Source organism: Agrobacterium sp. RC10-4-1 (assembly GCF_014138475.1).
Lineage (GTDB): Bacteria > Pseudomonadota > Alphaproteobacteria > Rhizobiales > Rhizobiaceae > Agrobacterium > Agrobacterium pusense.
Genome location: NZ_JACJIT010000001.1, coordinates 354,731 through 379,373 on the forward strand (window position 1 = coordinate 354,731; position 24,643 = coordinate 379,373).

Here is a 24,643-nt window from a genome sequence, read left to right on the forward strand (position 1 = left end):
GCTTGGGATATGGACGATTTTTGGGTCTTTGGCTACGGTTCGTTAATGTGGAACCCTGGCTTCGCCTTCGAGGAGAGGCAGCAGGCACGATTGCACGGTTATCGGCGCTCGCTCTGCATCAGCTCCAATTTTTACAGAGGCACGGAAGAAAAGCCCGGCCTCGTTCTCGGGCTGGAACGCGGTGGTTCATGTCTTGGCGTCGCTTTTCGCGTGCGGGGCAAGGATCATGATCCCGTCATGGCCTATCTGCGTGAGCGCGAACTGGTGACGAACGTCTACAAGGAGCGGGTAGTTTCGATCGCGCTTTCCGACGGCCGGCGCGGCAGTGCCGTGACCTACGTGGCCGATCCCGCGCATGAGCAATATATCGGCGGTCTCGGCGTTGCCGAATCGGCTGTCATCATCGCGGCTGCGGCCGGTCGCTCCGGTCCGAACACGGATTACGTCTTCAACACCGTGCAACATCTGCAGGAGATGGGCATTCGCGATTCGCTGCTGGAAAGCATCGCCGCGCGTGTCGGTACGCTTTCGGCTCAGCCGGCCATTGTTTCCTTGCCCTGAAGCTCGGCAATCCGCTTCACGGCGGTTGGTGGCAGCGGCAAATGCGGGTTGTTGCGCGCCGTTTCCAAAAGCAATTCGTCGCTCGCCTTTTCCGTGACATCGATCAGGCGCTTGAAGAACACATCGGGGTCGAGCCCCGGTTCGATGGCGGGCAGGATACGCACCTTGAAATGGCCGGGATAACGCATGGTGGAACGGCGCGGCCAGAAGAGGCCCGGATGCATGGCGACGGGAATGACCGGAACCTGAAGGTCACGGTAAAGCCTCGCGATGCCGTAACGATATTCAGGCTCGGCGCCCGGCGGCCGGCGTGTCCCTTCGGGATAGATGATGAGTTCGCGGCCCGCGGCCATTTCCTCTTTCGCGCGCTCCATCACCTTCAGCATCACCTTGCCGCGCGCGGCACGGTTGACCGGGATCATCCTCTGTTTCATCGCGTACCAGCCGAACAGCGGGATCCACAAAAGTTCGCGCTTTAGAATATAGACCGGATCGGGAAGGTTGGGTAGCAGCGCATAGGTGTCCCAGAAGGACTGGTGCTTCGGCGCGAAGATGCAGCCAGTCTCTGGAATGTTTTCCAGCCCTTCGATCTCGAAGGTAGTGCCGACGATGGTTTTCATCAGCCAGTGATTGGAGCGCGCCCAGTTCTTCGGGATTTCGTAGGCGATCTTGCGTGGCAGGATAAAATAGATCGGCGTCAGCACGATCATGCGGACAATCAGGTTGAGATAAAACAGCGTATTGAAAAGAAAAGAGCGCAGCTTGAGCATCAACAGCCTTCCCGGGACGCAGCCGTTTCGAAGTCTTTAGCGTTTCGATGCCGGATGCCGATGTCAGACGCCTACACGAAAACAAGGGGCGGCAGCAAGCGTGTTTCTGGATGCTTATGAGGAAGCTGCAGTGACTTTAGGCGCAGTGTGATCGGCAGTGGCCTTGCGCAGGCCATCGCCCTTGCCGAAGCCCGTCAGGTCACGTCCGGCCGCCGCCACGAATTTCAGATATTCATAAAGCATGGTTCTCACCACATCCGGTTCCACGAACCAGTTGGTGCGGGCAAGATCGGCGCTGATGACGGGATAGGCGATGAATTGCGTGTGTGGGCTGGCGCTGCGCAATTCATGAAGGCTGCGATGCATGTGATAATTATTTGTGACGACTACGATGGACGAGTAGTTGTGATCGCGTATCCAGCTCGCCGCCTCATTGGCGTTACCGATCGTATCTATCGCCTTGTAGCCCATGTCCACGCAGCAGGTGAACATATCGGACGACCCTTGCGTCATCTTGCGTATCTGCGAGCGGGTTGTGGCCGGGTTGACGCCTGAAATCAAAAGCCGTTTTCCCACGCCGTCTCTCAGAAGGCCGACCGCCTGTTCGATGCGCTGATAACCGCCAGTGAGCACGATGATGGCATCGCCTCTGGCACCCTCGGGCGGGCGCATCGAGGCGACAGAATCGGCAAACCACAGGAAACCACCGGAAAATGCGCCGAGCGCGATGACGCAGAGCAGGATGAGGCCGCGGATAAAACGGCGCAATGGACCACGCCGCGCCAAAAGCCCCTTTCGGGCCGGTCGCGTCGCTGCCTGATCCTGGTCCGTCCGACTCACAAACATTCCTCCTGATTACTCGCCGATTAAGGCAAGGAACAGGCATTTTTGTCCACCGTCCGCAGGTTACATCCCGTTCGTGACGGTTTCAGTTTTTCCGCTAGATTCATCGTGTCATCACGATGCCAGGCCGTCGCTTTTCGACGGATCGGACCGGACACGATCGATATCGTCGATGGTGCGGATGACGGTGACGCGTGCGGTGATGGTGGTGAGAAGCGCGATGATGATCATCGTCATCGCAATGCCGAAATAACCGCCAAGGCCAACGGAAAAGGAGCCAAAAAGCGCACTTGCCTGGTCGCTCTGGGGGGTGGCGACGGTGCTCGACTGCCAGAAACCGGCGACGAGGAACACGGCGGCCGCCAGCGCACTGCCCGCCGCCGCGCCCTTGAGGCTGATCTTCAGGAAGTGTTTCTGGAATTCCCGCGCCACGAAGCTGCTCTCCGCGCCGACAAAATGCAGCACCTCAACAATGTGCCGGTTGCCGGAAAGCGCGCCGCGGGTGGCAAACACGACGGTCAGTACCATGGCGGTGAACACGAGAACGAGGACGCCAACGCCGATCATGACAGTGGTTCTTGCCATGGAAACGAGCCGGTCGACCCAGGTGCGATGGTCATCCAGAAATGCCTGTGGAATCTCGGCCTTCAGCATATCCCGCATCGCCTGGAAATCGGGCGGATTGTTTTCATCGATGGTGATGACGACGAGACGCGGTATGGGAAGTTCGGAGAGATCGAGCCCGCTGCCGAGCCACGGCTCCAGCAGGCGCGATGTCGCCGCATCGTCAAGAATGGTGCCATCGCGGGTGCCGACGAAGGTGAGCGCCAGATTGCGCGCCTTGTTCAGCGCTGCATTCATGTCCAGCCCGTCCTCGGGTTTGATCTGGATGGTGATCTCACGGGAAATCTGGCTCTGCCACGTGGCGGCGGTGGCGCGCACCATGGAAACGGCGCCGAGCGTGAGGCAGGCGAGAAAAGCCATGATGGCGATGACCACCATCAGCGCATTGCCCTGAATGTTGGAGGGCGGCAGAATGGGTGCCATCGGGCGGATGCGCATGGGCGGACGCTTCGGCTGCGCCGCTTCCGGCTTCAACGGTTTGCGGGTGATCTCATTCATAGATGTCGAGCCGCCCTTCGGTCAGGATCATCCGGCGCGCATCGATCTGGTCCATCAGGCCGAAGTCATGGGTGGCGATAACGACGGCGGTGCCTAGCCGGTTGAGTTCCAGAAACAGGTTGAGAAGGCGCTTGGCCATCGGCGGATCGACATTGCCAGTCGGCTCGTCGGCCAGCAATATTTCCGGCTGGTCCATCAGCGCGCGGGCAATGGCGGCGCGCTGCTTCTCGCCGCCGGAAAGGATCGCCGGCAGCACGTTGACACGCTCGCCGAGCCCAACCCATTTCAGAAGCTCAATCACGTCATTGCGATAGGCGCTTTCTTCCTTGCCACGCACGCGCAGCGGCAGGGCGACATTCTCATAGGTCGTCAGATGATCAAGCAGCCGGAAATCCTGAAACACGATGCCGACGCGTCGGCGCAACATCGGCAGCTCGCTGCGCGGAATGCGTGACACATCGCGATTGAACATGCGGATATTGCCGCGGGTCGGCTGCAGCGACATCAGTAGCAGGCGCAGGAGCGTCGTCTTGCCGGCGCCCGAGGGGCCGGTCAGAAACTGGAACGACCCTTTAGGAATATCGAAGGTCATGTCCCTCAGGATTTCGGGTCCCATGCCGTAACGCAACCCGACATTTTCGAAATGGATCAACGGACTTCCAGTCTCTTCGTTTCGTGGTGGTTCGCAAGCCGCTGGGATGAAGCCGGAGGGCGCGGTCTACCCCGGTTCGGGACGCCCGGCGAGCGGTTTTTGCGAAGCATTAACCATTTAAATTTAAAACTTGGCAGGATTCGTTGCAATGCCCAGTTTTGCGGGCCGGAAAACCTCACCCAAGGAATTCTATGGCTATGTTCCGTTCATCTCGCCGGCAAGCGGCATTCGATTTTGACCTCCTGATGCCGGAGACGCCGCTGCGCCGCACGGCGCGGACGGCAAACCCGACAGTTGACGTGGTAGACGCGGAATTTGTCACCATCAAGGAAAACCGTCCGCGCCAGCCCGGAAACGACAATCGCGGCGCGAGGCCCCTGGACGGTGCAAAACCACCTGTCACCATCGGTGTGCTCGGCCTCGCCTTCATCGGCTGGCTGGATCGCAGATTATCCCTCCTTTCGGCGGACGCTTATTCCGCGCTGGTGGCGGGGCTCGCCATTCTTGTTTTTGTCTGTTCAGGCGGCCTCTCGGTGGTGGTGCCGGAAAAGACCGCTGTAGCAGCTTTGGTCAGTCCCCTCGCCATTTCCCATGTCACCGTGACGCCGCAGGAGGCGGGCGGTATGGATATCCTGCTCATCAATGGCATCGTGGAGAACAACGGCGGCAAGCTTGAAGAGGTGCCGGCCCTTCGCGCCGACCTTTTTGCCGCCAAGGGACAACTGGTGGCCAGCATGGTCATTGAACCGCCGGTTAAACAGATGCAGCCCGGTTTCAGCCACGGTTTTTCGGCAAAACTGCGCCATCCCGGTGGAAAAACGCCCGAGATCAAGCTTTCCTTCGTTGAGGCGGGTGCGTCCGGACGCTGACTGTGCTAACGCCTGTCTTCTATTTTTACTGAAAGGTAAAATCGGCAAGGCGCAGCACAGGAGTAAGAATGCCCGTCGTCCGTGGAAAAAATATCGAGCCGCTTTATACCGCCGAGCAGATTGCAGAGCGCAATCGCGACATGGCCAAGCACATTGCCAGCGGCCCGACCAAGGATCTGCTCGTCATTGCCGTGCTCAAGGGATCGTTCATTTTCGCGGCCGACCTTATCCGCGCGCTGCATGACAGTGGTCTTGCCCCCGAGGTCGAATTCATTACGCTGTCGAGCTATGGCACCGGCACGGTTTCGCAGGGCGTGAGGATCGTCAAGGATATCGACAGCGACGTGAAAGACCGCGACGTCCTGCTGATTGACGACATTCTCGAATCCGGCCGCACGCTGCGCTTCGCCAAGGAACTGCTTTACGAGCGTGGCGCTCGCAACGTCACCATCGCCGTGCTTCTCGACAAGAAAGTCAAGCGCAAGGAAGATCTGGAAGCCGATTATGTCGGTTTCGAATGTCCTGATTATTTCGTGGTGGGTTACGGCATGGATGTCGCTTATGCGTTCCGCGAGCTGCCCTTCGTCGGCGTTGTCACCGGCGACGCCTGAGCAGTTTTCCCGTGCCGGAACGGCACAGCGAAGAGACGCCTCATTAACCATTCACCCAGCCAAAGCCTGGGTGTTTACCTCTTGAAAAGAGGAGCCTGCGATGTTGCTCACGGCTGGAAATGATGCCCAGGAGCAATGAGTAATGGCGAAGATTCTGATTACCGAAGACGAGGATGCGCTGCGTTCTTTCGTGGCGCGGGCGCTCCGTCTCGACGGTCACGAGACCCATGAGGCGGCAGACGGCGAGCAGGGGCTGGAAAAGCTTCAGGAAACCAGTTTCGATCTTCTTCTTTCGGATATCCGCATGCCGGTCATGGATGGCATCGAGCTGGCGCACCGCGCCGCCGAAAGCTTCCCGGCCATGCGTATTTTGTTGATGACCGGTTACGCCGAGCAGCGCGAACGGGCGGATGATCTGGCGACGAAGATCGTTGATGTGGTTTCCAAACCCTTTGCGCTTCCGGATATTCGCAAGGCTGTGGCACGGGCGCTTGCGGCCTGAGTGGCAAGGGCGCAGAGATTTAAAGGGCGGCCGTCGGGCCGCCTTTTTTGTTGGTCAGCCCCCTGGCTCAGCGCAGTTCCCTACCTCCGTCATTCCGGCCTTGAGCCGGAATCCAGCCAGCCCAAGTCCTTGGGCTGAAAGAACTCTTTCCGCCGCGCAGACGCGCGTCTGCTGGATGCCGGATCAAGTCCGGCATGACGGAAACTTTAGCTTCTGAAACAGGATGTAACGAGGCGCACCATTACCTGTGCGAACCCTCACCTGATATCCAGCAACCGCTCGAGATAACGCCGTTCCACCTCACCCGGCGGATTGTTGCCGAGCTTTTCGCGGATGGCATCAAGAATCTCGCGGGCGCGTTGCACGTCTATTTCGTCAGGCACCTTCACCTGATCGCCAAAGTCAGGGCCGGTGGTGCTGCGCGGACGGCCGAGCGGATCGCGGCCGTTCTGGCCGCCTTGACCGGCCATGCCTTCCTGCCCCTGACCCGGCTGCTGGCCCTGCTGGCGCATGGCCTGCATGATCTGGCCCATCATGTCCTGTGCGCCCTGGCGCAGCGCATTCAGCGCATTGCCCTGGCCCTCGACGGCCTGTTCACCCTGGCTCTTGCCCAATGCCTCACCGGCGCCCTGCATTTCCTGCTGCGCCTTGCCGAAATTTTCGCCCGGCTCCATGCCGAGATCGCGAAGTCCCTGCTGCAATTCGCCGAGCTGCTTGCCGAGGGCATCCTGCTGGGCCCGCAGGTTTTTCAGCGCTTCGCGCAATTGCTCGGCGGTCATCTGGTCCGTCTGCTGCTGTCCGCCCTGTTGGCCATTCTCACCCTGTTGGCCTTGCTGGCTCTGAGGTTGTTGCTGGCCGTTTTCGCCCATCTGCTGGTCGTCGCTTTCGCCGCCCTGCTGCGGATCACCGCGCTGCATCCGGTCGCGCAATGCCTGATCCAGCTTGAAGGTTTCGTCCATCAGCTTCTGCTGCTGCTGCAGGATTTCGCCAAGCTTGTCGATCTGCTGGCGCATCTTGCTGCTCTGCTGCTGGCCTTGCTGCCCCTGACGCTGCGGTCGGCCGGCTTGCAGATTGTTCATCATGCGCTGCAATTGCGAGAGCATTTCCTGCGCGGCATCGCGGTTTCCGGAACGGGCGAGATTCTCGATCTGGTTCATCATGTTTTCCAGATCGCGTTGGCGCAGCACGTTCTGTGCCTGTTGGTTCATGTTGGCTTGCGGCGCATTCTGCATGCGTTGCGCAAGCTCGCTCATGAACTGCTGCATCGCCTCGCGCAGCTCCTGCATGAGCTTGGCCACTTCTTCATCGGAGGCATTGCGCTGAAGCGCCTCGGAAAGGGCGGTCTGTGCATCGCGCAGGCGCTTTTCCGCCTGCGAAAGATCGCCATCCTCGATGCCCAGTGCGATCTCCCAGAGGTAATCCGCGGTGTTCTTCAGCATCTCCTCATTATAGGCGAGCCGCATGCGGGTCTGCGCCGATTGCAGCAGCAGATAATGCGTGGTGTTGGGAATGGTCTCTTCCGGGCGCATTCCAACCGCCTCGTTATAGGCGATCGCCTTCGGCATCTGGCGTGTGTCGAGCGAAAAAATCTGCCGCTGTTCGGCAATGGAAGCAGCCAGCGGTTCGGAGAAATTGCGGCCCGGCAGCACCATTTCATGCGGAGGGCTGCGGCCGGTCTGGCCTGCACCGTCAGTCGCCACCAGTGTAATACGCACGCGTTTCCCGGCCATCGGATGTTCGGTCAGGTTGCGGCTGGTCAGCCCCTTGATCTCGCGATTGTTCTGCCGCGGCAGATCGAGCTTGAATTCCGGCGACGGGTAAAGCGCTGTCGCGCCTTCGGCAACGCCGATAGGCTCAATAATTGCGTGAGCTTCCTTCAACCCGTAGTCATCCTTGGCGGTGAAGCCGATTTCCAGCGCGCCGTTGACGGCGCGGCGCGGCATGTTGTCGAAGGCGATGCTGGGCGGCTGGTCCGGGATGACATTGAACAACCATTGCTCACCATTGGCGGTTATCATGCCGCTTTCGGTGACATCCATCGCGAAGGTGCGCGGTGCTAAGGGCTGATCCGCCAAAGGAGCCTGCGCCGGAACCGCGACATCACCGCTCACGCTGTCGGCTCGGGTTGTCTCGGGAGCGAGCTTTTGCAGGGCGCCCGCCATTTCCGGTTCGAAGGTCACTTCTTCGCCGCCATCACCACCGGTCATGCGGATCGTCAGCCTGGAGGACTGCGGCACGGAAACCGCGTCGCGGTTGGTCGCGTCACGCCCAGTCAGGAAAATCGGTGCGCGGCCGGTATAAGAGGGCGGCGTAACCCAGGCATCCAGTCGAATATCGGGATTGAGCGGACCCACGGTCGGTTGGCTGCGGAAGGCATCGGCAATCGTGCCTGCGCCGTTGGAAAAGGAAAAACCGAAGGCAGCGGCCAGAAGAAGGGCGGGAACGGCGCGTAGGGCGAGACGGTCATAACGGGCGATATCGGGCTTCGGCAGACCGGCATTCAGTGCGGCGATACGCTCCGCCATGCGGATCTGGTGTTCCTTCCAGAGCGTTCTGGAAAAAGGCGTGTCGAAGGCCGGTTCGTCTTCCTGTACTCCAACAGGTTGGTGTGCAAGACCGTTGCGATCTTCGAGAAGGCGGGAAGCGTCGTTGTCAGTCGGCCATTTCAGCCGCGCGATCGGCAGGAGAGTGGCGATGAAGGCGAACACGAGCACGAAAACGACGCCGAGCCGCAGAAAACCCGGCATGTGCCGGTAAAGGCCGAACCAGGCAAGCGCCAAAAACAGAGCGGCAATAGAGAGCGGCCATAGCGTTTTCGGGGCGATCTTCTCCGAAAGCAGAACGATTTTTGCGAAGAAACGCTTGGCGGCAACCCGGCGGGCAAGGTCCGGCCGCTGCACGAATGCGCCAGTGGAGCGCTTTCTGCCTGTCCTGTCCTCTCCGGCTGTGGTCATCAATCCGTTCTCCCGGTTCTGGCCACGTTAACGCCATTCCCGGAACGGCGAGTTCTCCATATCACAGAGGCAAGGATAACATTCTTTGTGGCGAAGACGAGGGCAGCCAAGCCCTCACCCCCATTTTTTAGGCAGCTTCGCTCAATTGTGATCGGCTGCAAGCGGATCAGTCGAGCCAGGCGGGCACGGAATCGAGGGCGATCAGCTCTTCATACGTGCCGCGGGGGCGGATGACGTGGAATTTGTCACCCTTGACCAGCACTTCCGGCACCAGCAGGCGGGAATTATAGGTTCCTGCCTGCACCGCACCATAGGCGCCAGCGGAACTGACGGCGATGAGGTCGCCCGGTTGCGGTGCGGCCATCTCACGGTCCAGCGCCAGATAGTCGCCGGTTTCGCAGACCGGGCCGACGATATCGGCCTTGATGCGCGGCGTATCCTCTGCCGGTTGCACCACCGGGCGGATGCCGTGATAGGCCTCATACAGTGTCGGACGGATGAGGTCGTTCATCGCGCCGTCAACGATTACAAAGGTCTTTTCGCCGCCATCCTTCACATAGATGACTTCCGTTACCAGAATGCCGGCATTACCGACGATCAGGCGGCCGGGCTCGGTGACGATCTTGCAGTCGAGGCTCTTCAACTCGTTCTTGACGATATGCGCATAGGCATCCGGCAAAGGCGGCGGATTATTGTCGTCGCGGTAGGGAATGCCGAGGCCGCCGCCGATATCGACGTGGCTGATCGCATGGCCATCGCCGCGAAGCGCTTCCACCAGTTCGCGCAGCAGCCGGAAGGCGTCTTCGAAAGGCTGCAACTCGGTGATCTGGCTGCCGATATGCATGTCGATGCCCGTGACTTCGATGCCGGGCAGGGTTGCAGCATGGGCATAGACGGCGCGCGCCCGCTCATAGGAAATGCCGAACTTGTTTTCTTTCTTGCCGGTGGAAATCTTGGCGTGGGTGCGCGCATCCACATCAGGGTTGATGCGGAAGGAGACATGCGCCCGCTTGCCCGCCTTGATGGCGCGCAGATTGAGGACTTCCAGCTCCGGCTCGGATTCGATGTTGAAACAATAAATGCCCACATCCAGCGCATAATCCATTTCCGCAACCGTCTTGCCGACGCCGGAGAACATGATGCGGTTTGCCGGCACGCCAGCAGCCAGAGCGCGACGCAATTCACCGCCGGAGACGACGTCGATGCCAGCGCCGAGCTTTGCCAGCGTCTTCAGCACGGCCTGGTTGGAGTTGGCCTTCATGGCATAACAGACCATGGCGTCCACATCCGCAAACGCACCTGAGAACACCTTGTAGTGGCGCTCCAGGGTTGCGGTCGAATAGACGTAGAAGGGCGTGCCGACCGCCTTGGCGATCTCGGGCACGGGCACGTTTTCGGCGTGCAGCACGCCGTCGATATAGCCAAAATGGTTCACGGCTTTTTACCCGTCAGAGAAGCTTGTCGAGAATGAAGGGCCGTTCCGCCGTTGCCGGCTTCGGCTCACTGCCATCGGCGGCGCGCTTGTTGCGCATTTCGACCGGCGTGCTCGGCGGATCGATGTCGCCCTTGCGCCCGCAGGCGCTGAGAGCGAGGCTTACGGCAAGCGTCATGCCGATGGGAACGATGAGTTTGCGCACGGATTTTGAAAGCATGGGCCTGTCCAAAGGAAATATGTGCTTCTCTGATAACGAAAAACAGGGCGCTTGTGCACCCTGTTTCTTGTGATCGCGGCTTAACGCAGATTTATCAGTTGCGGCCGCGCCACCAGGCGATTTGTTTGCGCACCTCCGAAGGAGCCGTGCCGCCGAAGCTTGTGCGACTGGCGACCGATGCTTCCACCGAAAGAACATCGAAAACGCTGTTGGTGATGCCGGGGTGGATGGCCTGCAATTCTTCCAGCGAAAGATCGGCGAGATCGCAGCCTTTCTTTTCCGCCAGCGCCACGGCATTGCCGGTCACATGGTGGGCATCGCGGAAGGGCAGACCTGCTTCTCGCACCAGCCAGTCGGCCAGATCTGTCGCGGTGGAATAACCTGAACCCGCCGCTGCGCGCATGCGGTCCTTGCGTACTTCGAGGTCGCGGATCATGCCGGTCATGGCGGCAATCGCCAGTTCCAGGCTTTCGGCGGAGTCGAAAACCTGTTCCTTGTCTTCCTGCATGTCCTTGGAATAGGCGAGCGGCAGACCCTTCATCACGGTGAGGAGAGCGATCAGCGAGCCGTTGATGCGGCCGGTCTTGGCGCGCACCAGCTCAGCGGCATCAGGGTTCTTCTTCTGCGGCATGATCGACGAGCCTGTGGAAAAGGCGTCCGACAGCCGGATGAAACCAAATTGCGGCGTCGACCAGATGACGATCTCTTCGGCAAGACGCGACAGATGCGTGGCGCAGATGGAGGCGATCGACAGGAATTCCAGCGCGAAATCGCGGTCGGACACGGTGTCGATGGAGTTGCGGGTCGGCTCGCGGAAACCGAGCGCCTTGGCCGTCATGTGGCGATCAATCGGATAGCCGGTGCCGGCAAGGGCAGCCGCACCAATCGGGCTTTCGTCCATGTGCTCGATGGCGTGGCGTACGCGGGCGCGGTCACGGCCGAACATTTCCACATAGGCCATGCAATGATGGCCGAAGGTGACAGGCTGCGCCGTCTGCAAATGCGTGAAGCCGGGCATGACCGTATCGGCGTTTTCCTCGGCGCGGTCGAGGAAGGCAGCGATGAGCGCCGTCAGCATGCCTTCGGTCTTCTGCAATTCTTCCTTGACCCACAGGCGGAAATCGAGCGCCACCTGGTCGTTGCGCGAGCGGGCGGTATGGAGGCGGCCGGCGGCCGGGCCGATGAGGGTGGCAAGCCGCGCTTCGATATTCATGTGAATATCTTCGAGCTTGCGGGAGAATTCGAAGCTGCCGGATTCGATCTCTGACAGGATCGTGTTCAGGCCTTCGGTGATCTTGTCTTTATCTTCAGGCGAAATAATGCCTTTAGATGCCAGCATGGCGGCATGCGCCATAGAGCCGCGGATATCCTGGGCGTAAAGTTTCTTGTCGAAGCCGATGGAGGCATTTATCTCTTCCATGATGGCAGATGGCCCGGAAGCGAAACGCCCGCCCCACATCTGGTTGGAGGATTTCTGATCTGTGCCGTCAGCCATGTGTGATGCCCTGGAGTATTCGATGACAGAGAAAAGGCCGTTCAGGCTTCCTTCCGCCAAATTGGTTGCAATTGCTGCCGTTGCCGGTGTGCTCGCCGGTGCAGGCGCGGTCTGGTTCAGGCATATTGGGTCTGAGAGCCCGGTTCAAGGGGCAGCGGTGGCCGACGCCGGTTTATGTGAAGGTGCGGCGAACCGCATTGCGACGCTGAAACCCTTTCTGAAGGGCCAGGTGGCGGCTATGTCGGCGGCAGACACCCCGCGCGTTATTCCGCTCTCCTTCAAAGGGCCGGAGGGGAAAGATATGAGCCTTGCCGATCTCAAGGGTAAAGCGGTGCTGCTCAATCTCTGGGCGACGTGGTGCGTGCCCTGCCGGGAAGAAATGCCGGCGCTGAACGCGCTGGAGAAGGAAAAGGGCGGTAACGGCTTTGAAGTCGTGGCTGTTAACATCGATACGGGCGGGGATGAGAAGCCGAAAGCCTTCATGGACGAATACAAGATCGATTCCCTGAAGCACTATCGCGACAGTTCCATGGGCGTTTTCAACGTTCTCAAAAAGGAAGGCCTTGCCTTTGGCCTGCCCGCAACCCTGCTGCTGGACGAAAACGGGTGCCTGCTCGGCGCCATGAACGGCCCGGCGGCGTGGGATAGCGAAGATGCGAAGGCGCTGATATCGGCAGTCAAATGACTGCCGATAAGACTTTTCGAACTCAGTATAGCGGGTCCACCGATACACCGTAATAAAGGCCTCGGCCGACACGACCCTGATTGCCTTCAAGGGTAATGCCAAACCCGGCTTCAATTTCCTTCAATATTGCAGCTTTGATGGAGGCGCTGGTTGATGCCTTATATGTAATGGCGTAATCCAGATCCGCCTTGAAAGCAGAACGTACAATATGTGCATTTTGCTTCTTGCGTTGTTTCCGAAGGATATTGCGGCACTCCGGCCCCAGCGTCTTTTCTATGGCTTCGAGTTTGTCGAGGCCGTATTCGAGATATTCGATATTGCTGAACCTGATTGTCAGGTTGTTCACATATTGCGCGCTGCTTGAAAATCCGAGTTTCTGCAGATTGTCTGCATTGAAGGAGAAATCCTTCTTTCGCCCGAAATCACTGATTTCGCCCCTCCCTTTTTCAGGGCTGCCAGGGAACGTCACATATTCCGGAGAGCAGATGTAACCAAGCGAGATATCGTCTTTGTCGTTATATCGATTGGTCTTTTTCCAGACGATGTTACCTGGACCAAAGCTGGTGCTGGGCGGCACCGTCGTGAGATAACCAGCCCTTCTGACAATCTCCCGCGGATTTTCCGAAACGCAACCGCTCGCGAGAATGGCGACAATAGACATTGCAATATGAATTTTCATGTAAGCCCCCAAAAGAATCACAGCATGATCTTGGGTTCGCACGCACTGCGCGTCTACTTACTTTATAATCGTATAGATTGCATTGTCGCCCGGTTGCCTTCTGCGGTGGAGCAACGAAAGAACAGTGAAGGTTCTATCGTGTCGGAACCGGCGTCTCGCCGCGGTAATCATAAAAACCGCGGCCGGACTTGCGGCCGAGCCAGCCGGCTTCGACATATTTGACCAGCAGCGGGCAAGGGCGGTATTTGCTGTCGGACAGGCCGTCATGCAGCACCTGCATGATCGACAAACAGGTATCGAGACCGATGAAATCGGCGAGCTGCAGCGGACCCATCGGGTGGTTCGCGCCGAGGCGCATGGCGGTGTCGATGGCTTCCACGGAGCCAACGCCCTCATAAAGCGTATAGATTGCCTCGTTGATCATCGGCAGAAGGATGCGGTTGACGATGAAGGCTGGGAAATCTTCGGCGACGGTGATCGCCTTTTCGAGCGTCCGCACATAGTCCTTGGCCGCATCGAAGGTCTTTTCATTGGTGGCGATGCCGCGCACCAGTTCCACCAGTTTCATGACCGGCACCGGGTTCATGAAGTGGATGCCCATGAACTGTTCCGGACGGTCGGTGGCAGAGGCAAGCCGGGTGATGGAAAGTGAAGACGTGTTGGTGGCGAGAAGCGCCTCCGGCTTCAGGACCGGGCAGATCTGAGCATAGATCTTGCGCTTGATCTCTTCGTTCTCGGTGGCAGCCTCGATGACGAGGTCCATGGGTGCCAGATCGTTGACATCGGTCGAACCGCTGATGAGCGCCAGGGCCTGCTTGCGGGCCTCGTCGGAAAGCTTGCCGTTGGTGACCTGGCGAGCGAGATTGCCGTTGATGGTGGCAAGGCCGGCCTCGATGCCGTCTTTGGAAAGATCGTAGATATGAACCCTGTAGCCGGCAACCGCAGAGACATGTGCGATGCCGCACCCCATCTGACCGGCTCCGATGACACCGATGTTCTTAAAGGGGGCGGTCATATGCTGTTCTCCCATGTGCTGCATGTGCAAATTCGCTGGCGATGTTACGCATATCGCCGAAAAAGAGAAGGCGGCGCGTTCAAAAAACGCGCCGCCTTCATCATCTATTTGAAATCAGAGGGCCTTTTGCAGTTCCGGCAATGCCTCGAAGAGGTCCGCCACAAGGCCGTAATCGGCAACCTGGAAGATCGGCGCTTCTTCGTCCTTGTTGATGGCGACGATGACCTTGCTGTCCTTCATGCCGGCCAGATGCTGGATGGCACCGGAAATGCCCGCCGCGATGTAAAGCTGTGGGGCGACGACCTTGCCGGTCTGGCCCACCTGCCAGTCATTCGGCGCATAGCCGGCATCGACGGCAGCGCGCGATGCACCAACGGCAGCACCGAGCTTGTCGGCGACAGGAAGGATGACTTCCTTGAATTTTTCCGAAGAACCGAGAGCACGGCCACCCGAGATGATGATCTTGGCGGAGGTCAGTTCCGGACGGTCGGACGAGGCCAGTGCATCAGAAACGAAAGAGGAGACGCCGGGGTTTTCAGCGGCGGCGATCGTCTCGACCGCTGCCGAACCGCCTTCTGCCGCTGCCGCAAAGGCCGTCGGGCGCACGGTGATGACCTTCTTGCCATCGGTTGCCTGAACGGTCTGGATGGCATTGCCGGCATAGATCGGGCGCTTGAAGGTATCCGGGCTGACAACTTCGATGATTTCCGAGACCTGAGCCACGTCGAGAAGCGCAGCAACACGCGGCGTGACGTTCTTTGCCGAGGCGGTCGCAGGAGCGATGATGACGTCATAGGACGGGGCAAGCGAAACGATCAGCGCCGCCAGCGGTTCCGCCAGCTGGTTTGCATAGAATGCGTCGTCGACAAGCAGCACCTTGGAAACGCCGGAGAGTTTTGCTGCGGCGTCGGCAGCGCCCCTGGCGCCGGAGCCGGCGACCAGCACATGGACGTCGCCGCCAATCTGGGTTGCCGCCGTCAGGGTCTTTGCCGTCAGGTCGGAAAGGGTTGCGTTGTCGTGTTCTGCCAGAAGAAGAATGGCCATGAGAATATCTCCCTTTTCCGAAACCTTAGAGGACGCCGTCGGCTTTGAGCTTTTCGACCAGCTCGGCAACCGAGCCCACCTTGATGCCGGCCTTGCGGCCCGCCGGCTCTTCGGTCTTCAACACCTTCAGGCGCGGCGAAACATCGACGCCGAAATCGGCCGGAGCCTTCTTGTCGAGCGGCTTCTTTTTCGCCTTCATGATGTTCGGCAGCGAGGCATAACGCGGCTCGTTCAAACGAAGATCGGTGGTGACGACAGCGGGAAGCTTCAGTTCCACCGTCTGCAGGCCGCCATCGACTTCGCGGGTCACCGCAACCTTGCCGTCGGCAGGCACGACCTTTGAGGCGAAGGTGCCCTGGCCCCAGCCGAGGAGGGCTGCCAGCATCTGGCCGGTCTGGTTCGAATCGTCGTCAATCGCCTGCTTGCCGACAATGACGAGACCGGGCTGCTCAGCCTCGGCCACGCCCTTCAGGAGCTTGGCGACAGCGAGCGGCTCGACCGTTTCATCGGTCTCGATCAGGATGGCGCGATCGGCACCCATCGCAAGCGCGGTGCGCAGCGTTTCTTCCGCCTTGGCAGGTCCAATGGAGACGACGACGACTTCTTCAGCCTTGCCGGCTTCCTTCAGGCGAAGGGCCTCTTCCACCGAGATTTCGTCGAACGGGTTCATCGACATCTTCACATTGGCAAGCTCAACGCCAGAACCATCCGCCTTCACGCGGATCTTCACGTTGTAATCGACGACTCGTTTAACGGGGACAAGGATTTTCATCGGCGGCTTTCCTCAAACTCCTGTCCGCTTGGCAATGCCGAGCGGACCTCCAAAAACAGGTTGGCGACATGGATAAGCATTTTTCCCGCAATTACAACGGAGCAATCTTCATTATCGCATGCACACAAGGCATATCTTACGTTGACGTTAACGTAAATACTCTATCTCTGACTTGACCTCTCATCTACCCCCGTCATAGCCGCGTTCGATTTGCGACAACCCCGCCGTTTGCGACGTATTTTTGAACTGCGCCGCCCTCGGCGGGACAATGGTGCGATCAAACAGGGGAACGCCCCGTCTGCGCATGAAAATTACCATGATGGCGCCCGCCAAGATGCCGCCGACATGCGCGCCCCAGGAGACATTCTCTTCCAGCCCGAGCGCCAGCATCAGGAACTGCTGGCCGATCCATAACGCCAGGGGGATGAAGGCGGGAAGGGGAAGCGGAATGCGCATTAGGACCAGCACCCAGACGCGCACTTTTGGATGCAGCAGGAAATAGGCCGCGACGACGCCGGAAACCGCACCCGAGGCACCGATCAGTGGTCCTTCCGAGGTGGGTGAGACGAAACCGTGAAACAGCGCGCCGGCGATGGCACAGGCGAGATAGAAGATCAGGAAACGAAAATGGCCGAGCGCATCCTCGACATTGTCGCCGAAGACCCAGAGAAACAGCATGTTGCCGGCCAGATGCCAGAAATCGAGATGAAGAAAGGCATAGGTGATGGCAGTGAGGTCATCAGGCACGACCTGCAGGGCGGGTTCCAGATAGGCGTAATCGAACACCACGGCGGGAATGAAGCCGAGGCCGAGGGCAGCGGCATTGGCTTCGGTGTCGCTGGCCAGCACGCCGGTAAACAGCCAGACCAGCACGTTGACCACGATCAGGCCGATGGTGACATATTGCAGCCGGATATGCTTGAGGGAATTCGCATCGTGCAGCGGTATGAACATCGAACGCCCTTTGGTTGCGTCGTTGAAACGCCTTAGCGGTTCTTGCCCGGAACCCACAATATGTCGGCCTTGCCGGCATCATTGGCGAAACGGGCCGCGACAAACAGGAAGTCGGAGAGGCGATTGGCATATTTGATGGCGGCCGGGCTGACGATCTCATTCTCGGTGACGGAAAGCTCCACCATCAGCCTTTCTGCGCGCCGGCAAACCGTGCGTGCCAAATGCAGATTTGCCGCCGCGGCGCTGCCGCCCGGCAGCACGAAGGACGTCAACGGTTCGAGGGTGGCGTTGAGGTCGTCGATTTCGCTTTCCAGCCGTGTGACCTGGCTTTCGACTATACGCAACGGTTCGTAAGGCAGCGGTTCGTCATCGTCAGGCGTGGCAAGATCGGCGCCGAGGTCGAAAAGATCGTTCTGGATGCGGAAAAGCATGGCATCCAGCTTTTCCAGCCCAGCCGTGTGAAGCCGCGCGACACCGATGGCCGAATTGGTCTCGTCCACCGTGCCGTAGGCTTCGACGCGCAGATCGTGCTTCGGTCGGCGCGGGCCGGAAACCAGCGCCGTCGTGCCCTTGTCCCCGGTGCGGGTGTAGATCTTGTTCAGTTTCACCATGTCAGCGGCCGCCTCCAGTGAGCCAGAGGGTGAGCATGATCAGAGCGATGGCGATAGCCTGCAGAAGCAGGCGAAGCTGCATTAGCTTGTTGGACCGGTTGGCGTCCTGTCCCTTCAGCATGTTGAAGAGGCCGCGTATCAACACGATGACGACAAGCCCCATGACGATAAGGGCCAGAACGGTGGTGAAGCCGGACATGCGGTATTACTCCTCCTCAATCGAATCTGCGCAGCAGACGATAGAAAAGTCCGGCAGGCAAGAGACGTTTCAGCATAAGCCCCTGTTTGGCCGGAACGGTAACGGGATAATGTGGTTTCGGCCTTGCAGCCGTCAGGGCGTGTTTCAGCACGGCATAAACGGCATCCGGGCCGAGCTTGTGACGGTTGACGGGGCCGGAACCATCCATACGCGCCAGCTGGCGTTTATATTCTGCCGCATGGGCCGAATTTTCGAGATCGATATGCTCATTGATATGAGCAAGCGCCGTCGCGGTGAATTTCGACGTGATCGGGCCGGGTTCGATCAGACTGACATGGATACCGCTGCCCTGAAGCTCCATGCGCAGGGTGACGCCCAGCCCCTCAAGCGCGAATTTCGAAGCGGTGTAGGCGCCGCGATAGCGATAGGGCACGAGCCCGAGAATGGACGAGCAATGCACGATGCGGCCCGCACCACGCGCCCGCATAAAGGGAATGACCCGCCGCGTCAGATCGTGCCAGCCGAAGACATTGGTTTCGAACTGGGCTCTCAGCGCTTCGACTGGCAGGTCCTCCACCGCGCCCGGCTGGCCATAGGCACCATTGTTGAAAAGCGCATCGATGCGGCCGCCGGTGCGGGCGGCGACGGTGTCCACCAGCGCGGCGATGGTTTCGGACTTTGTGTAATCCATGATCAGGGTTTCTATGCCCTGATTTTCGAGGGCTGCCATGTCAGCGATGCGCCGCACGGTGGCAAAGACCCGCCAGCCGTCCCGGTGGAGCGCGCCGGCGCAATAGGCGCCGATGCCCGAGGAACATCCGGTGATGATGATGACGGGTTTTTCAGACATTTGCCGCTCCGGGAAACCGACTGTCGCTCTGGTCCGATTACCCGGCCCGTTAAAATCCAATCGCGCGAAATCCGTGTCCTTCGGGAACCGAAAGGTCAGCTTGCGCGCTGTACAAAACGAAGCTGATTTCCCATATTCGGGGCGAAGTTACAAATGAAATGCCGATGAATGGAGGCGACATGGTTGCCGCAGTGCGCCTGGCAGGCAAGGTTGCCTTCGATGCCTATTCCCATTTCGCCGAGGATGACGGCTGGGCGATGGCGAGCCACATGGCGCTGTCCATCCTGCTGGCGCTGTTTCCGTTCCTGATCTTCGGCACGGCGCTAGCCGGTTTTCTGGGCGCCGACCAGTTCTCCGAAACGGCGGTGCATCTGATTTTCGACACCTGGCCGGAAGCAATTGCCGGTCCGCTGGCAGCTCAGGTGCAGCAGGTTCTCACCATCCCGCGCGGCGGCCTGCTGACGATTTCGGTGCTGGCGGCCGCATACTTCGCCTCGAACGGCGTCGAGGCGCTGCGCATTTCGCTGAACCGCGCCTATCGCGTCACGGAAACGCGCTGGTGGTATGTGACCCGGCTGCTCAGCCTGCTTTATGTCCTGATTGCCGTTGTGGTCTTTGCCGGCATCAGCACCGTGCTCGTCGCCGTGCCGGTCGCCATGTCCTTCGCCGAACGGCGGTTTCCGTGGCTGACGGATGTGCTGAACACCATTTCCAGCCTCGGCCTTTATGGCACCATCGTGGTGCTGACGGCGGGGCTGGTGGCGGCGCATCTGTGGCTACCCGCAGGCAAGCGCCGCATCTGGGATGTCTGGCCGGGTATTTTGCTGACGATGATATTCTGGGTCATCGGCGCGGCTATCTTCGCCTATTATCTCTCCACCTTCGCCAATTATGCCGCCACCTATGCCGGTCTCGCCTCCGTCATGGTGGTTCTGGTGTTCCTTTATATGGTCGGCGTCATCTTCATGCTCGGCGCGGAGGTGAATGCCGCGTTGATGAAATACAAGGTCCGGCAGATCATCCGCCGTAACATCGGCGGCAATGGCGCGCGCCGCGGGCAGGCGCTAGAGGAGGCCGACAAGCCGGCGGATATCTGAGGGCGTCGCTCCTTCGGCGCGAAGGGCGGAAAGCCCGGTACCGCCTTCGCTTTTCGAAAGCTTGCGCCCGTCCGTGCCCAAAATCAGCCGGTGATGATGATAAGCGGGCTGCGGTAGGTCCAGCAGCTGCTGCAGCAGCCGGTGGATGGCGGTGGCATGGAAGAGATCCATGCCGCGCACCACATGGGTGATCCCCTGCAGTGCATCGTCAACCACAACGGAAAGATGATAGCTCGAAGGCGCGTCGGAACGCGACAGCACCACATCGCCCCAGAGCGCGGGCAGGGCCTCGATCTGCCCCGTCGCCCCGTCGCCGCTCTCCTGCCAGAACAGAGGGGTGCGGGCGCAGCGGATCGCCTTGTCCATGTCGAGCCGCCAGGCATGTTGCCGGCCGGATGCAAGCAGGGCCGCCCGTTCCGCCTTCGGCCTCTCGCGGTCGACGGACGGATAGAGCGGCGCTCCGTCAGGATCGCGCGGCCATGTCCCGCCTTCCGCTTCGAAGGCACCGACAATGGCCCTGGTTTCGCCACGGCTGAGAAAGGCGGGATAGGCAAGATCCGCCTCGATCAGCCTGTGCAGCGCCATCCGGTACTCATCGAAATGCTCCGATTGTCGCCGCACTGGCTCTTCCCAAGAGAGTTCCAGCCAGCCGAGATCATCATAGATCGCCTGTTCCAGCCGCGGCGTGCAGCGCGTCTGGTCTATATCCTCTATACGCAGCAGAAAGCGGCCGCCATTGTCCAGCGCCATGTCATGGTTCAGGAATGCGGAAAGCGCATGGCCGAGATGCAGCGGGCCGTTGGGGCTTGGCGCGAAACGGTAAACCGGTTTTTGACGGATGGATGAAGGCATGGTTTCTTCTGCCATGTTTTAATGCACCCCGCCAGCGGGCTGGCGGCATATGGAATGACCGACATGAAAATCATCACCGGGATGGATGACATCAGCGAAGGGCTGGAGCATCTCGCCCGCCTCGACCCCGCACTTGCCCCTGTCATTGAGATAGCCGGTCCGCTGGAACTGCGCATCCACGAGCCGGGCTTTGCCGGCCTTGCTCATATCGTCGTCTCGCAGATGGTGTCGCGCGCCAGCGCCACTGCCATATGGGCGCGTATTCTCACCGGGACGGGCGGGGCGGTCACGGCGGAAAATTATCTCGGCGCACCGGAGGAATTGCGGGCTACTTTCGGCCTTTCGCGCGCCAAGGCGACGACGCTGGAAGGACTGGCTCGCGCCGTTACCGAAGGGCAGATCGACCTTGACGGCGTGGTGCGCAAGGAGGGGAGTGCAGCCCTTTCTGAACTGGTGGCGCTTCGTGGCATAGGCCCATGGACGGCAGAGGTCTATCTGATGTTCTGCGGCGGGCATCCGGATATTTTTCCCGTTGGCGATGTGGCGCTGAGATCAGCGGTGGCACATGCGCTCGATCTGGAGATAAGGCCGGAAGCGAAATGGCTCGCGGAACGCGCGACACTCTGGTCGCCATGGCGCTCCGTCGCCGCCCGGCTTTTCTGGGGCTATTACGCCAACATCATGCGGCGCGCGATGGTGCCACTGCCCTGAGCGGGGTCAAAAATCGGCAATCCGATAGGGCAGGGCGCCGCGTGAAAGATGATCGAAATGCAGCTTGCGTTTCAGCGGCGGCACGGCGCGCTGCACGCAATCCACCCTTTCGCACACCCGACAGGAAATGCCGATCGGTTTGAAGGAAGCCGCATTGCCGAGATCGAGCGTGTCGGCGTAGACGAAATTCTGCGCATGGGAAATCTCGCAGCCGAGTGCGATGGCGTAACGCGGCCTTTCCGTATTGAAGCCGGCGCCGGCCTTTTCGATCTGGGTGGCGATGGAAAGATAGCGCACGCCGTCAGGTGTTTCCGCCAGCTGCCGCACGATCCTGTCGGAGCTTTCGAAAGCCTGATGGATATTCCACAGCGGACAGGCCGCGCCGAACCGGGCAAATTGCAGCCGCGTGGCGCTGTGGCGTTTGGTGATGTTGCCGGCGCGGTCGATCTTGGCGAAAAAGATCGGTACACCTTTCATGCCCGGGCGCTGCAGGGTGCTCAGACGGTGGGCCACCTGCTCAAGGCTCGCGCCAAAACGCACGGCGAGAAGTTCGAGATCATGGCGCAGTTCCTGTGCCGCCCGGTGAAATTGCCCATAGGGCAGGATGAGCGCTGCGGCGAAATAATTGTGCAGTCCGATACGACAGATTTCGGCCGCTTCCGTGTTGCGGAAACCGGCGCCGGCCAGCACCCTGTCCACCGTCGGGCCGGCGTGAAGCTGGGCGATCTGCAACGCGAGCTGAAAACAGCGGGTGGATGCGGCCATGTAGGAACTGAGGGCGAGCGTTTTGCCGACAGGATCGAAATGCCGGATCAGCCCGCCTGCCGCCGCGGTTCTTGTGATATGGATGCCGTAACGGTTCCTGAGATGCGCTGACAGAATGCTGTCGGTCTCGCCTCCCTCGATCTCCAGTTCCTGCGCCAGCTCCTCGGCCAGAAGATCAATCTCGGCAACGTAATTGTCGACGAAGTGAAAGAAATCGCGGACCTCCTCATAGGGGGTTCTTTCAACCTGTGCGGTGCCGCGGCCTAAGCGGTCATCCAGTTGCACCAGCTGTTCGCTGTTCTGGCGATAGGCCTGATGGGCCCGCAGCAGCGCATGGGCAAAACCAGGTGCGTTCTGGGCAATCAGCTTCAACTCCTGAAGCCCCGGCTCATAATTCATGAACAGCGGGTCCTTCAGCGCCTCGCGCACGGCGGAAACCAGCCGGTCGCTTTCGCCTGTCGCCAGTTCCGCCATGTCGAGCTGGAATTTTTCCACCAGCGTCACCAGAACGCTGGCCGAAACGGGGCGCTGGTTGTTTTCGATCTGGTTCAGATAGCTCGCGGAAATGCCCAGCCGTTCGGCAAATTGCGCCTGCGTGGCGCGGGCATTTTCGCGAAGGCCGCGCACCTTGCGGCCGATGAAGAGTTTTTCCGTCGCCATGTTGCAACTTTGCAAAATTAAATATTGCAAATATTTATGGCACGCATACGCGCACGATCAAGGCTTCTGGCAGAGTATTTTCTGGGTTATTGATCTTGGCATAACGCATGGAGGATACATGCCCGGCATTCTGGAGCAGTTGGAAACGCGGCGGGAAGAGGCTCGGCTCGGTGGCGGCGTCAAGCGCATCGAGGCGCAGCACGCAAAGGGCAAGCTGACGGCGCGCGAGCGCATCGACGTACTCTTGGATGAGGGTTCCTTCGAAGAATACGACATGTATGTCACCCACCGAGCGGTGGATTTCGGCATGGCGGGCCAGAAGATCGCGGGCGACGGCGTCGTGACCGGTTGGGGCACCATCAATGGCCGGCAGGTCTATGTGTTTTCCCAGGATTTCACCGTGCTCGGCGGTTCGCTATCCGAGACCCATGCGCAGAAAATCTGCAAGATCATGGATATGGCGGTGCGTAACGGCGCGCCTGTTATCGGCCTCAACGACAGCGGCGGCGCGCGCATTCAGGAAGGCGTGGCCTCGCTTGGCGGTTATGCCGATGTCTTCAAGCGCAATGTCGTCGCCTCCGGCGTCGTGCCACAGATCTCCGTCATCATGGGGCCATGTGCGGGCGGTGCGGTTTATTCGCCTGCCATGACCGATTTCATCTTCATGGTGCGTGACACCTCCTACATGTTCGTGACAGGGCCGGATGTGGTGAAGACGGTGACGAACGAGATCGTCACGGCCGAAGAACTGGGCGGCGCCTCGACCCATACCAAAAAATCTTCCGTCGCTGACGGCGCTTACGAAAACGACATCGAGACGCTGGAGCATGTGCGGCTGCTCTTTGATTTCCTGCCGCTCAACAATCGCGAAAAGCCGCCGGTGCGGCCGTTCCACGACGATCCGGCGCGCCTGGAAGCGCGGCTCGATACGCTGATCCCTGACAGTTCCAACAAGCCCTATGACATGAAGGAGCTGATCCACGCGCTGGCCGACGAGGGCGATTTCTTCGAATTGCAGGAGGCCTTTGCCCGAAACATCATCACCGGCTTCATTCGTCTCGAAGGCCAGACGGTCGGCGTCGTCGCCAACCAGCCGATGGTGCTGGCCGGCTGCCTCGATATCGACAGTTCGCGCAAGGCCGCCCGCTTCGTGCGCTTCTGCGACGCCTTCAACATTCCGTTGCTGACGCTGGTGGATGTGCCGGGTTTCCTGCCAGGCACGGCCCAGGAGTATGGCGGCGTCATCAAGCACGGCGCAAAACTTCTCTTCGCCTATTCGGAGGCGACAGTGCCGATGGTGACGCTGATCACCCGCAAGGCCTATGGCGGGGCTTACGACGTGATGGCCTCCAAACATATCGGCGCGGACGTCAACTACGCCTGGCCAACGGCCGAAATTGCCGTGATGGGTGCCAAGGGCGCGGCGGAAATCCTCTATCGTTCCGAGCTTGCCGATCCAGAAAAGATCGCCGCGCGCACAAGAGAATATGAGGAGCGTTTCGCCAATCCCTTCGTCGCGGCGGAGCGCGGATTTATCGATGAGGTCATCATGCCGCATTCCTCGCGCCGCCGCATCGCCCGCGCGTTTGCGTCGCTGCGCAACAAGAACGTGGAAACCCGCTGGAAGAAACACGACACCATTCCGCTCTGATCTGCTGAAGGGCTGGAAAAATGCTTCGGCCACCTTACTATATGGATGTTCAGGCGCCCGGATGTCC

At 59.8% G+C, this 24,643-nt stretch carries 26 protein-coding genes; 8 read left to right on the plus strand and 18 right to left on the minus strand.

What is annotated here, in order from left to right:
* Positions 1-9 precede the first annotated feature (9 nt).
* Entirely contained in the window at positions 10-561 is a 552-nt protein-coding gene (locus tag FHW77_RS01630; RefSeq protein ID WP_044459160.1) for a gamma-glutamylcyclotransferase, read from the plus strand.
* Here the strand turns inward: FHW77_RS01630 and FHW77_RS01635 are convergent.
* From FHW77_RS01635 to ftsE, 4 genes are all read right to left on the minus strand, one after another.
* Positions 534-1,331: a lysophospholipid acyltransferase family protein gene (locus tag FHW77_RS01635; RefSeq protein WP_044459161.1), complete on the minus strand. Its 798-nt coding sequence runs from the start codon at positions 1,329-1,331 to the stop codon at positions 534-536. The two genes, FHW77_RS01630 and FHW77_RS01635, sit on opposite strands and share 28 nt — an antisense overlap.
* Positions 1,332-1,445: 114 nt before the next feature.
* Complete coding sequence (locus tag FHW77_RS01640; RefSeq protein ID WP_035209126.1) at positions 1,446-2,177, minus strand: YdcF family protein; 732 nt, start codon at positions 2,175-2,177, stop codon at positions 1,446-1,448.
* Between the two features lie 111 nt (positions 2,178-2,288).
* Positions 2,289-3,296 carry a cell division protein FtsX gene (locus tag FHW77_RS01645; protein ID WP_035209125.1) on the minus strand — a complete coding sequence of 336 codons (1,008 nt, stop codon included), beginning with the start codon at positions 3,294-3,296 and terminating at the stop codon, positions 2,289-2,291.
* Entirely contained in the window at positions 3,289-3,948 is a 660-nt protein-coding gene (gene ftsE / locus FHW77_RS01650) for a cell division ATP-binding protein FtsE (RefSeq protein ID WP_004445648.1), read from the minus strand. Before ftsE ends, FHW77_RS01645 begins: the two co-directional genes overlap by 8 nt.
* A gap of 197 nt (positions 3,949-4,145) precedes the next feature.
* On the opposite strand from ftsE, the gene FHW77_RS01655 reads away from it, so the two are divergent.
* The 3 genes from FHW77_RS01655 (at position 4,146) to FHW77_RS01665 (ending at position 5,930) form a co-directional block, all read left to right on the plus strand.
* Entirely contained in the window at positions 4,146-4,817 is a 672-nt protein-coding gene (locus FHW77_RS01655; protein ID WP_044459162.1) for a DUF3426 domain-containing protein, read from the plus strand.
* Positions 4,818-4,885: 68 nt separating this feature from the next.
* A complete protein-coding gene (gene hpt, locus FHW77_RS01660; RefSeq protein ID WP_004445644.1) occupies positions 4,886-5,428 on the plus strand; it encodes a hypoxanthine phosphoribosyltransferase in 543 nt (180 codons plus the stop codon).
* 142 nt (positions 5,429-5,570) lie between these two features.
* Positions 5,571-5,930, plus strand: a complete 360-nt coding sequence (locus tag FHW77_RS01665; protein WP_004445642.1) for a response regulator — start codon at positions 5,571-5,573, stop codon at positions 5,928-5,930.
* A gap of 257 nt (positions 5,931-6,187) precedes the next feature.
* On the opposite strand, the gene FHW77_RS01670 is transcribed toward FHW77_RS01665, so the two are convergent.
* The 4 genes from FHW77_RS01670 to argH all read right to left on the minus strand — a co-directional run bounded on the left by FHW77_RS01670 (position 6,188) and on the right by argH (position 12,031).
* Positions 6,188-8,884: a TIGR02302 family protein gene (locus tag FHW77_RS01670; RefSeq protein ID WP_044459163.1), complete on the minus strand. Its 2,697-nt coding sequence runs from the start codon at positions 8,882-8,884 to the stop codon at positions 6,188-6,190.
* 166 nt (positions 8,885-9,050) lie between these two features.
* A complete protein-coding gene (lysA, locus tag FHW77_RS01675) occupies positions 9,051-10,319 on the minus strand; it encodes a diaminopimelate decarboxylase (protein WP_035209120.1) in 1,269 nt (422 codons plus the stop codon).
* Positions 10,320-10,332: 13 nt separating this feature from the next.
* Entirely contained in the window at positions 10,333-10,536 is a 204-nt protein-coding gene (lptM, locus tag FHW77_RS01680; RefSeq protein WP_004445637.1) for an LPS translocon maturation chaperone LptM, read from the minus strand.
* 94 nt (positions 10,537-10,630) lie between these two features.
* Positions 10,631-12,031 carry an argininosuccinate lyase gene (gene argH, locus FHW77_RS01685; protein WP_044459164.1) on the minus strand — a complete coding sequence of 467 codons (1,401 nt, stop codon included), beginning with the start codon at positions 12,029-12,031 and terminating at the stop codon, positions 10,631-10,633.
* A gap of 22 nt (positions 12,032-12,053) precedes the next feature.
* Between argH and tlpA the strand changes: the two genes are divergently transcribed.
* Entirely contained in the window at positions 12,054-12,716 is a 663-nt protein-coding gene (gene tlpA / locus FHW77_RS01690; protein ID WP_037092758.1) for a thiol:disulfide interchange protein TlpA, read from the plus strand.
* A gap of 22 nt (positions 12,717-12,738) precedes the next feature.
* On the opposite strand, the gene FHW77_RS01695 is transcribed toward tlpA, so the two are convergent.
* From FHW77_RS01695 to FHW77_RS01730, 8 genes are all read right to left on the minus strand, one after another.
* Positions 12,739-13,395, minus strand: a complete 657-nt coding sequence (locus FHW77_RS01695) for a hypothetical protein (protein ID WP_044459165.1) — start codon at positions 13,393-13,395, stop codon at positions 12,739-12,741.
* Between the two features lie 133 nt (positions 13,396-13,528).
* Positions 13,529-14,410, minus strand: a complete 882-nt coding sequence (locus FHW77_RS01700; protein ID WP_004445632.1) for a 3-hydroxybutyryl-CoA dehydrogenase — start codon at positions 14,408-14,410, stop codon at positions 13,529-13,531.
* 114 nt (positions 14,411-14,524) lie between these two features.
* Entirely contained in the window at positions 14,525-15,454 is a 930-nt protein-coding gene (locus FHW77_RS01705) for an electron transfer flavoprotein subunit alpha/FixB family protein (protein WP_044459166.1), read from the minus strand.
* 25 nt (positions 15,455-15,479) lie between these two features.
* Positions 15,480-16,226, minus strand: coding sequence for an electron transfer flavoprotein subunit beta/FixA family protein (locus FHW77_RS01710; protein ID WP_022563006.1), 747 nt, complete (start codon positions 16,224-16,226; stop codon positions 15,480-15,482).
* 180 nt (positions 16,227-16,406) lie between these two features.
* Positions 16,407-17,180: a rhomboid family intramembrane serine protease gene (locus tag FHW77_RS01715; protein ID WP_035209118.1), complete on the minus strand. Its 774-nt coding sequence runs from the start codon at positions 17,178-17,180 to the stop codon at positions 16,407-16,409.
* A gap of 32 nt (positions 17,181-17,212) precedes the next feature.
* The gene (locus tag FHW77_RS01720; RefSeq protein ID WP_044459167.1) at positions 17,213-17,791 is read right to left on the minus strand and encodes a cob(I)yrinic acid a,c-diamide adenosyltransferase; all 579 of its coding nucleotides are present in this window, start codon (positions 17,789-17,791) and stop codon (positions 17,213-17,215) included.
* 1 nt (position 17,792) lies between these two features.
* On the minus strand, positions 17,793-17,990 hold the full coding sequence (locus FHW77_RS01725) for a twin transmembrane helix small protein (RefSeq protein WP_004445622.1): 198 nt from the start codon (positions 17,988-17,990) through the stop codon (positions 17,793-17,795).
* 16 nt (positions 17,991-18,006) lie between these two features.
* Positions 18,007-18,840: an SDR family oxidoreductase gene (locus FHW77_RS01730; RefSeq protein WP_044459168.1), complete on the minus strand. Its 834-nt coding sequence runs from the start codon at positions 18,838-18,840 to the stop codon at positions 18,007-18,009.
* Positions 18,841-19,019: 179 nt separating this feature from the next.
* On the opposite strand from FHW77_RS01730, the gene FHW77_RS01735 reads away from it, so the two are divergent.
* A complete protein-coding gene (locus FHW77_RS01735) occupies positions 19,020-19,937 on the plus strand; it encodes a YihY/virulence factor BrkB family protein (protein WP_004445618.1) in 918 nt (305 codons plus the stop codon).
* On the opposite strand, the gene gluQRS is transcribed toward FHW77_RS01735, so the two are convergent.
* Positions 19,905-20,804 (minus strand): tRNA glutamyl-Q(34) synthetase GluQRS, encoded by a 900-nt coding sequence (gene gluQRS, locus FHW77_RS01740; RefSeq protein ID WP_044459169.1) that lies wholly within the window; start codon positions 20,802-20,804, stop codon positions 19,905-19,907. The genes FHW77_RS01735 and gluQRS overlap by 33 nt on opposite strands.
* Before the next feature lie 39 nt (positions 20,805-20,843).
* Here gluQRS and FHW77_RS01745 point away from each other — a divergent pair, with 39 nt between their 5' ends.
* A complete protein-coding gene (locus FHW77_RS01745) occupies positions 20,844-21,500 on the plus strand; it encodes a DNA-3-methyladenine glycosylase family protein (RefSeq protein WP_161794443.1) in 657 nt (218 codons plus the stop codon).
* A gap of 6 nt (positions 21,501-21,506) precedes the next feature.
* Here the strand turns inward: FHW77_RS01745 and FHW77_RS01750 are convergent, their stop codons facing one another.
* The gene (locus tag FHW77_RS01750) at positions 21,507-22,925 is read right to left on the minus strand and encodes a helix-turn-helix domain-containing protein (RefSeq protein ID WP_004445612.1); all 1,419 of its coding nucleotides are present in this window, start codon (positions 22,923-22,925) and stop codon (positions 21,507-21,509) included.
* 118 nt (positions 22,926-23,043) lie between these two features.
* On the opposite strand from FHW77_RS01750, the gene FHW77_RS01755 reads away from it, so the two are divergent.
* The gene (locus tag FHW77_RS01755) at positions 23,044-24,576 is read left to right on the plus strand and encodes an acyl-CoA carboxylase subunit beta (RefSeq protein ID WP_004445610.1); all 1,533 of its coding nucleotides are present in this window, start codon (positions 23,044-23,046) and stop codon (positions 24,574-24,576) included.
* Positions 24,577-24,643 lie beyond the last annotated feature (67 nt).

Excerpts from the sequence above, each read along its gene's own strand:
- FHW77_RS01745 (WP_161794443.1), top strand. The coding sequence starts at position 20,844 with ATGACCGACATGAAAATCATCACCGGGATGGATGACATCAGCGAAGGG.
- FHW77_RS01715 (WP_035209118.1), bottom strand. The coding sequence starts at position 17,180 with ATGTTCATACCGCTGCACGATGCGAATTCCCTCAAGCATATCCGGCTG.
- FHW77_RS01695 (WP_044459165.1), bottom strand. The coding sequence starts at position 13,395 with ATGAAAATTCATATTGCAATGTCTATTGTCGCCATTCTCGCGAGCGGT.
- FHW77_RS01655 (WP_044459162.1), top strand. The coding sequence starts at position 4,146 with ATGTTCCGTTCATCTCGCCGGCAAGCGGCATTCGATTTTGACCTCCTG.
- lptM (WP_004445637.1), bottom strand. The coding sequence starts at position 10,536 with ATGCTTTCAAAATCCGTGCGCAAACTCATCGTTCCCATCGGCATGACG.
- FHW77_RS01670 (WP_044459163.1), bottom strand. The coding sequence starts at position 8,884 with ATGACCACAGCCGGAGAGGACAGGACAGGCAGAAAGCGCTCCACTGGC.
- FHW77_RS01640 (WP_035209126.1), bottom strand. The coding sequence starts at position 2,177 with ATGTTTGTGAGTCGGACGGACCAGGATCAGGCAGCGACGCGACCGGCC.
- FHW77_RS01705 (WP_044459166.1), bottom strand. The coding sequence starts at position 15,454 with ATGGCCATTCTTCTTCTGGCAGAACACGACAACGCAACCCTTTCCGAC.
- FHW77_RS01635 (WP_044459161.1), bottom strand. The coding sequence starts at position 1,331 with ATGCTCAAGCTGCGCTCTTTTCTTTTCAATACGCTGTTTTATCTCAAC.
- tlpA (WP_037092758.1), top strand. The coding sequence starts at position 12,054 with ATGACAGAGAAAAGGCCGTTCAGGCTTCCTTCCGCCAAATTGGTTGCA.
- FHW77_RS01700 (WP_004445632.1), bottom strand. The coding sequence starts at position 14,410 with ATGACCGCCCCCTTTAAGAACATCGGTGTCATCGGAGCCGGTCAGATG.
- FHW77_RS01630 (WP_044459160.1), top strand. The coding sequence starts at position 10 with ATGGACGATTTTTGGGTCTTTGGCTACGGTTCGTTAATGTGGAACCCT.
- FHW77_RS01725 (WP_004445622.1), bottom strand. The coding sequence starts at position 17,990 with ATGTCCGGCTTCACCACCGTTCTGGCCCTTATCGTCATGGGGCTTGTC.
- gluQRS (WP_044459169.1), bottom strand. The coding sequence starts at position 20,804 with ATGGCAGAAGAAACCATGCCTTCATCCATCCGTCAAAAACCGGTTTAC.
- FHW77_RS01750 (WP_004445612.1), bottom strand. The coding sequence starts at position 22,925 with ATGGCGACGGAAAAACTCTTCATCGGCCGCAAGGTGCGCGGCCTTCGC.
- FHW77_RS01755 (WP_004445610.1), top strand. The coding sequence starts at position 23,044 with ATGCCCGGCATTCTGGAGCAGTTGGAAACGCGGCGGGAAGAGGCTCGG.
- argH (WP_044459164.1), bottom strand. The coding sequence starts at position 12,031 with ATGGCTGACGGCACAGATCAGAAATCCTCCAACCAGATGTGGGGCGGG.
- FHW77_RS01730 (WP_044459168.1), bottom strand. The coding sequence starts at position 18,840 with ATGTCTGAAAAACCCGTCATCATCATCACCGGATGTTCCTCGGGCATC.
- FHW77_RS01710 (WP_022563006.1), bottom strand. The coding sequence starts at position 16,226 with ATGAAAATCCTTGTCCCCGTTAAACGAGTCGTCGATTACAACGTGAAG.
- hpt (WP_004445644.1), top strand. The coding sequence starts at position 4,886 with ATGCCCGTCGTCCGTGGAAAAAATATCGAGCCGCTTTATACCGCCGAG.
- FHW77_RS01645 (WP_035209125.1), bottom strand. The coding sequence starts at position 3,296 with ATGAATGAGATCACCCGCAAACCGTTGAAGCCGGAAGCGGCGCAGCCG.
- FHW77_RS01735 (WP_004445618.1), top strand. The coding sequence starts at position 19,020 with ATGGTTGCCGCAGTGCGCCTGGCAGGCAAGGTTGCCTTCGATGCCTAT.
- FHW77_RS01720 (WP_044459167.1), bottom strand. The coding sequence starts at position 17,791 with ATGGTGAAACTGAACAAGATCTACACCCGCACCGGGGACAAGGGCACG.
- FHW77_RS01665 (WP_004445642.1), top strand. The coding sequence starts at position 5,571 with ATGGCGAAGATTCTGATTACCGAAGACGAGGATGCGCTGCGTTCTTTC.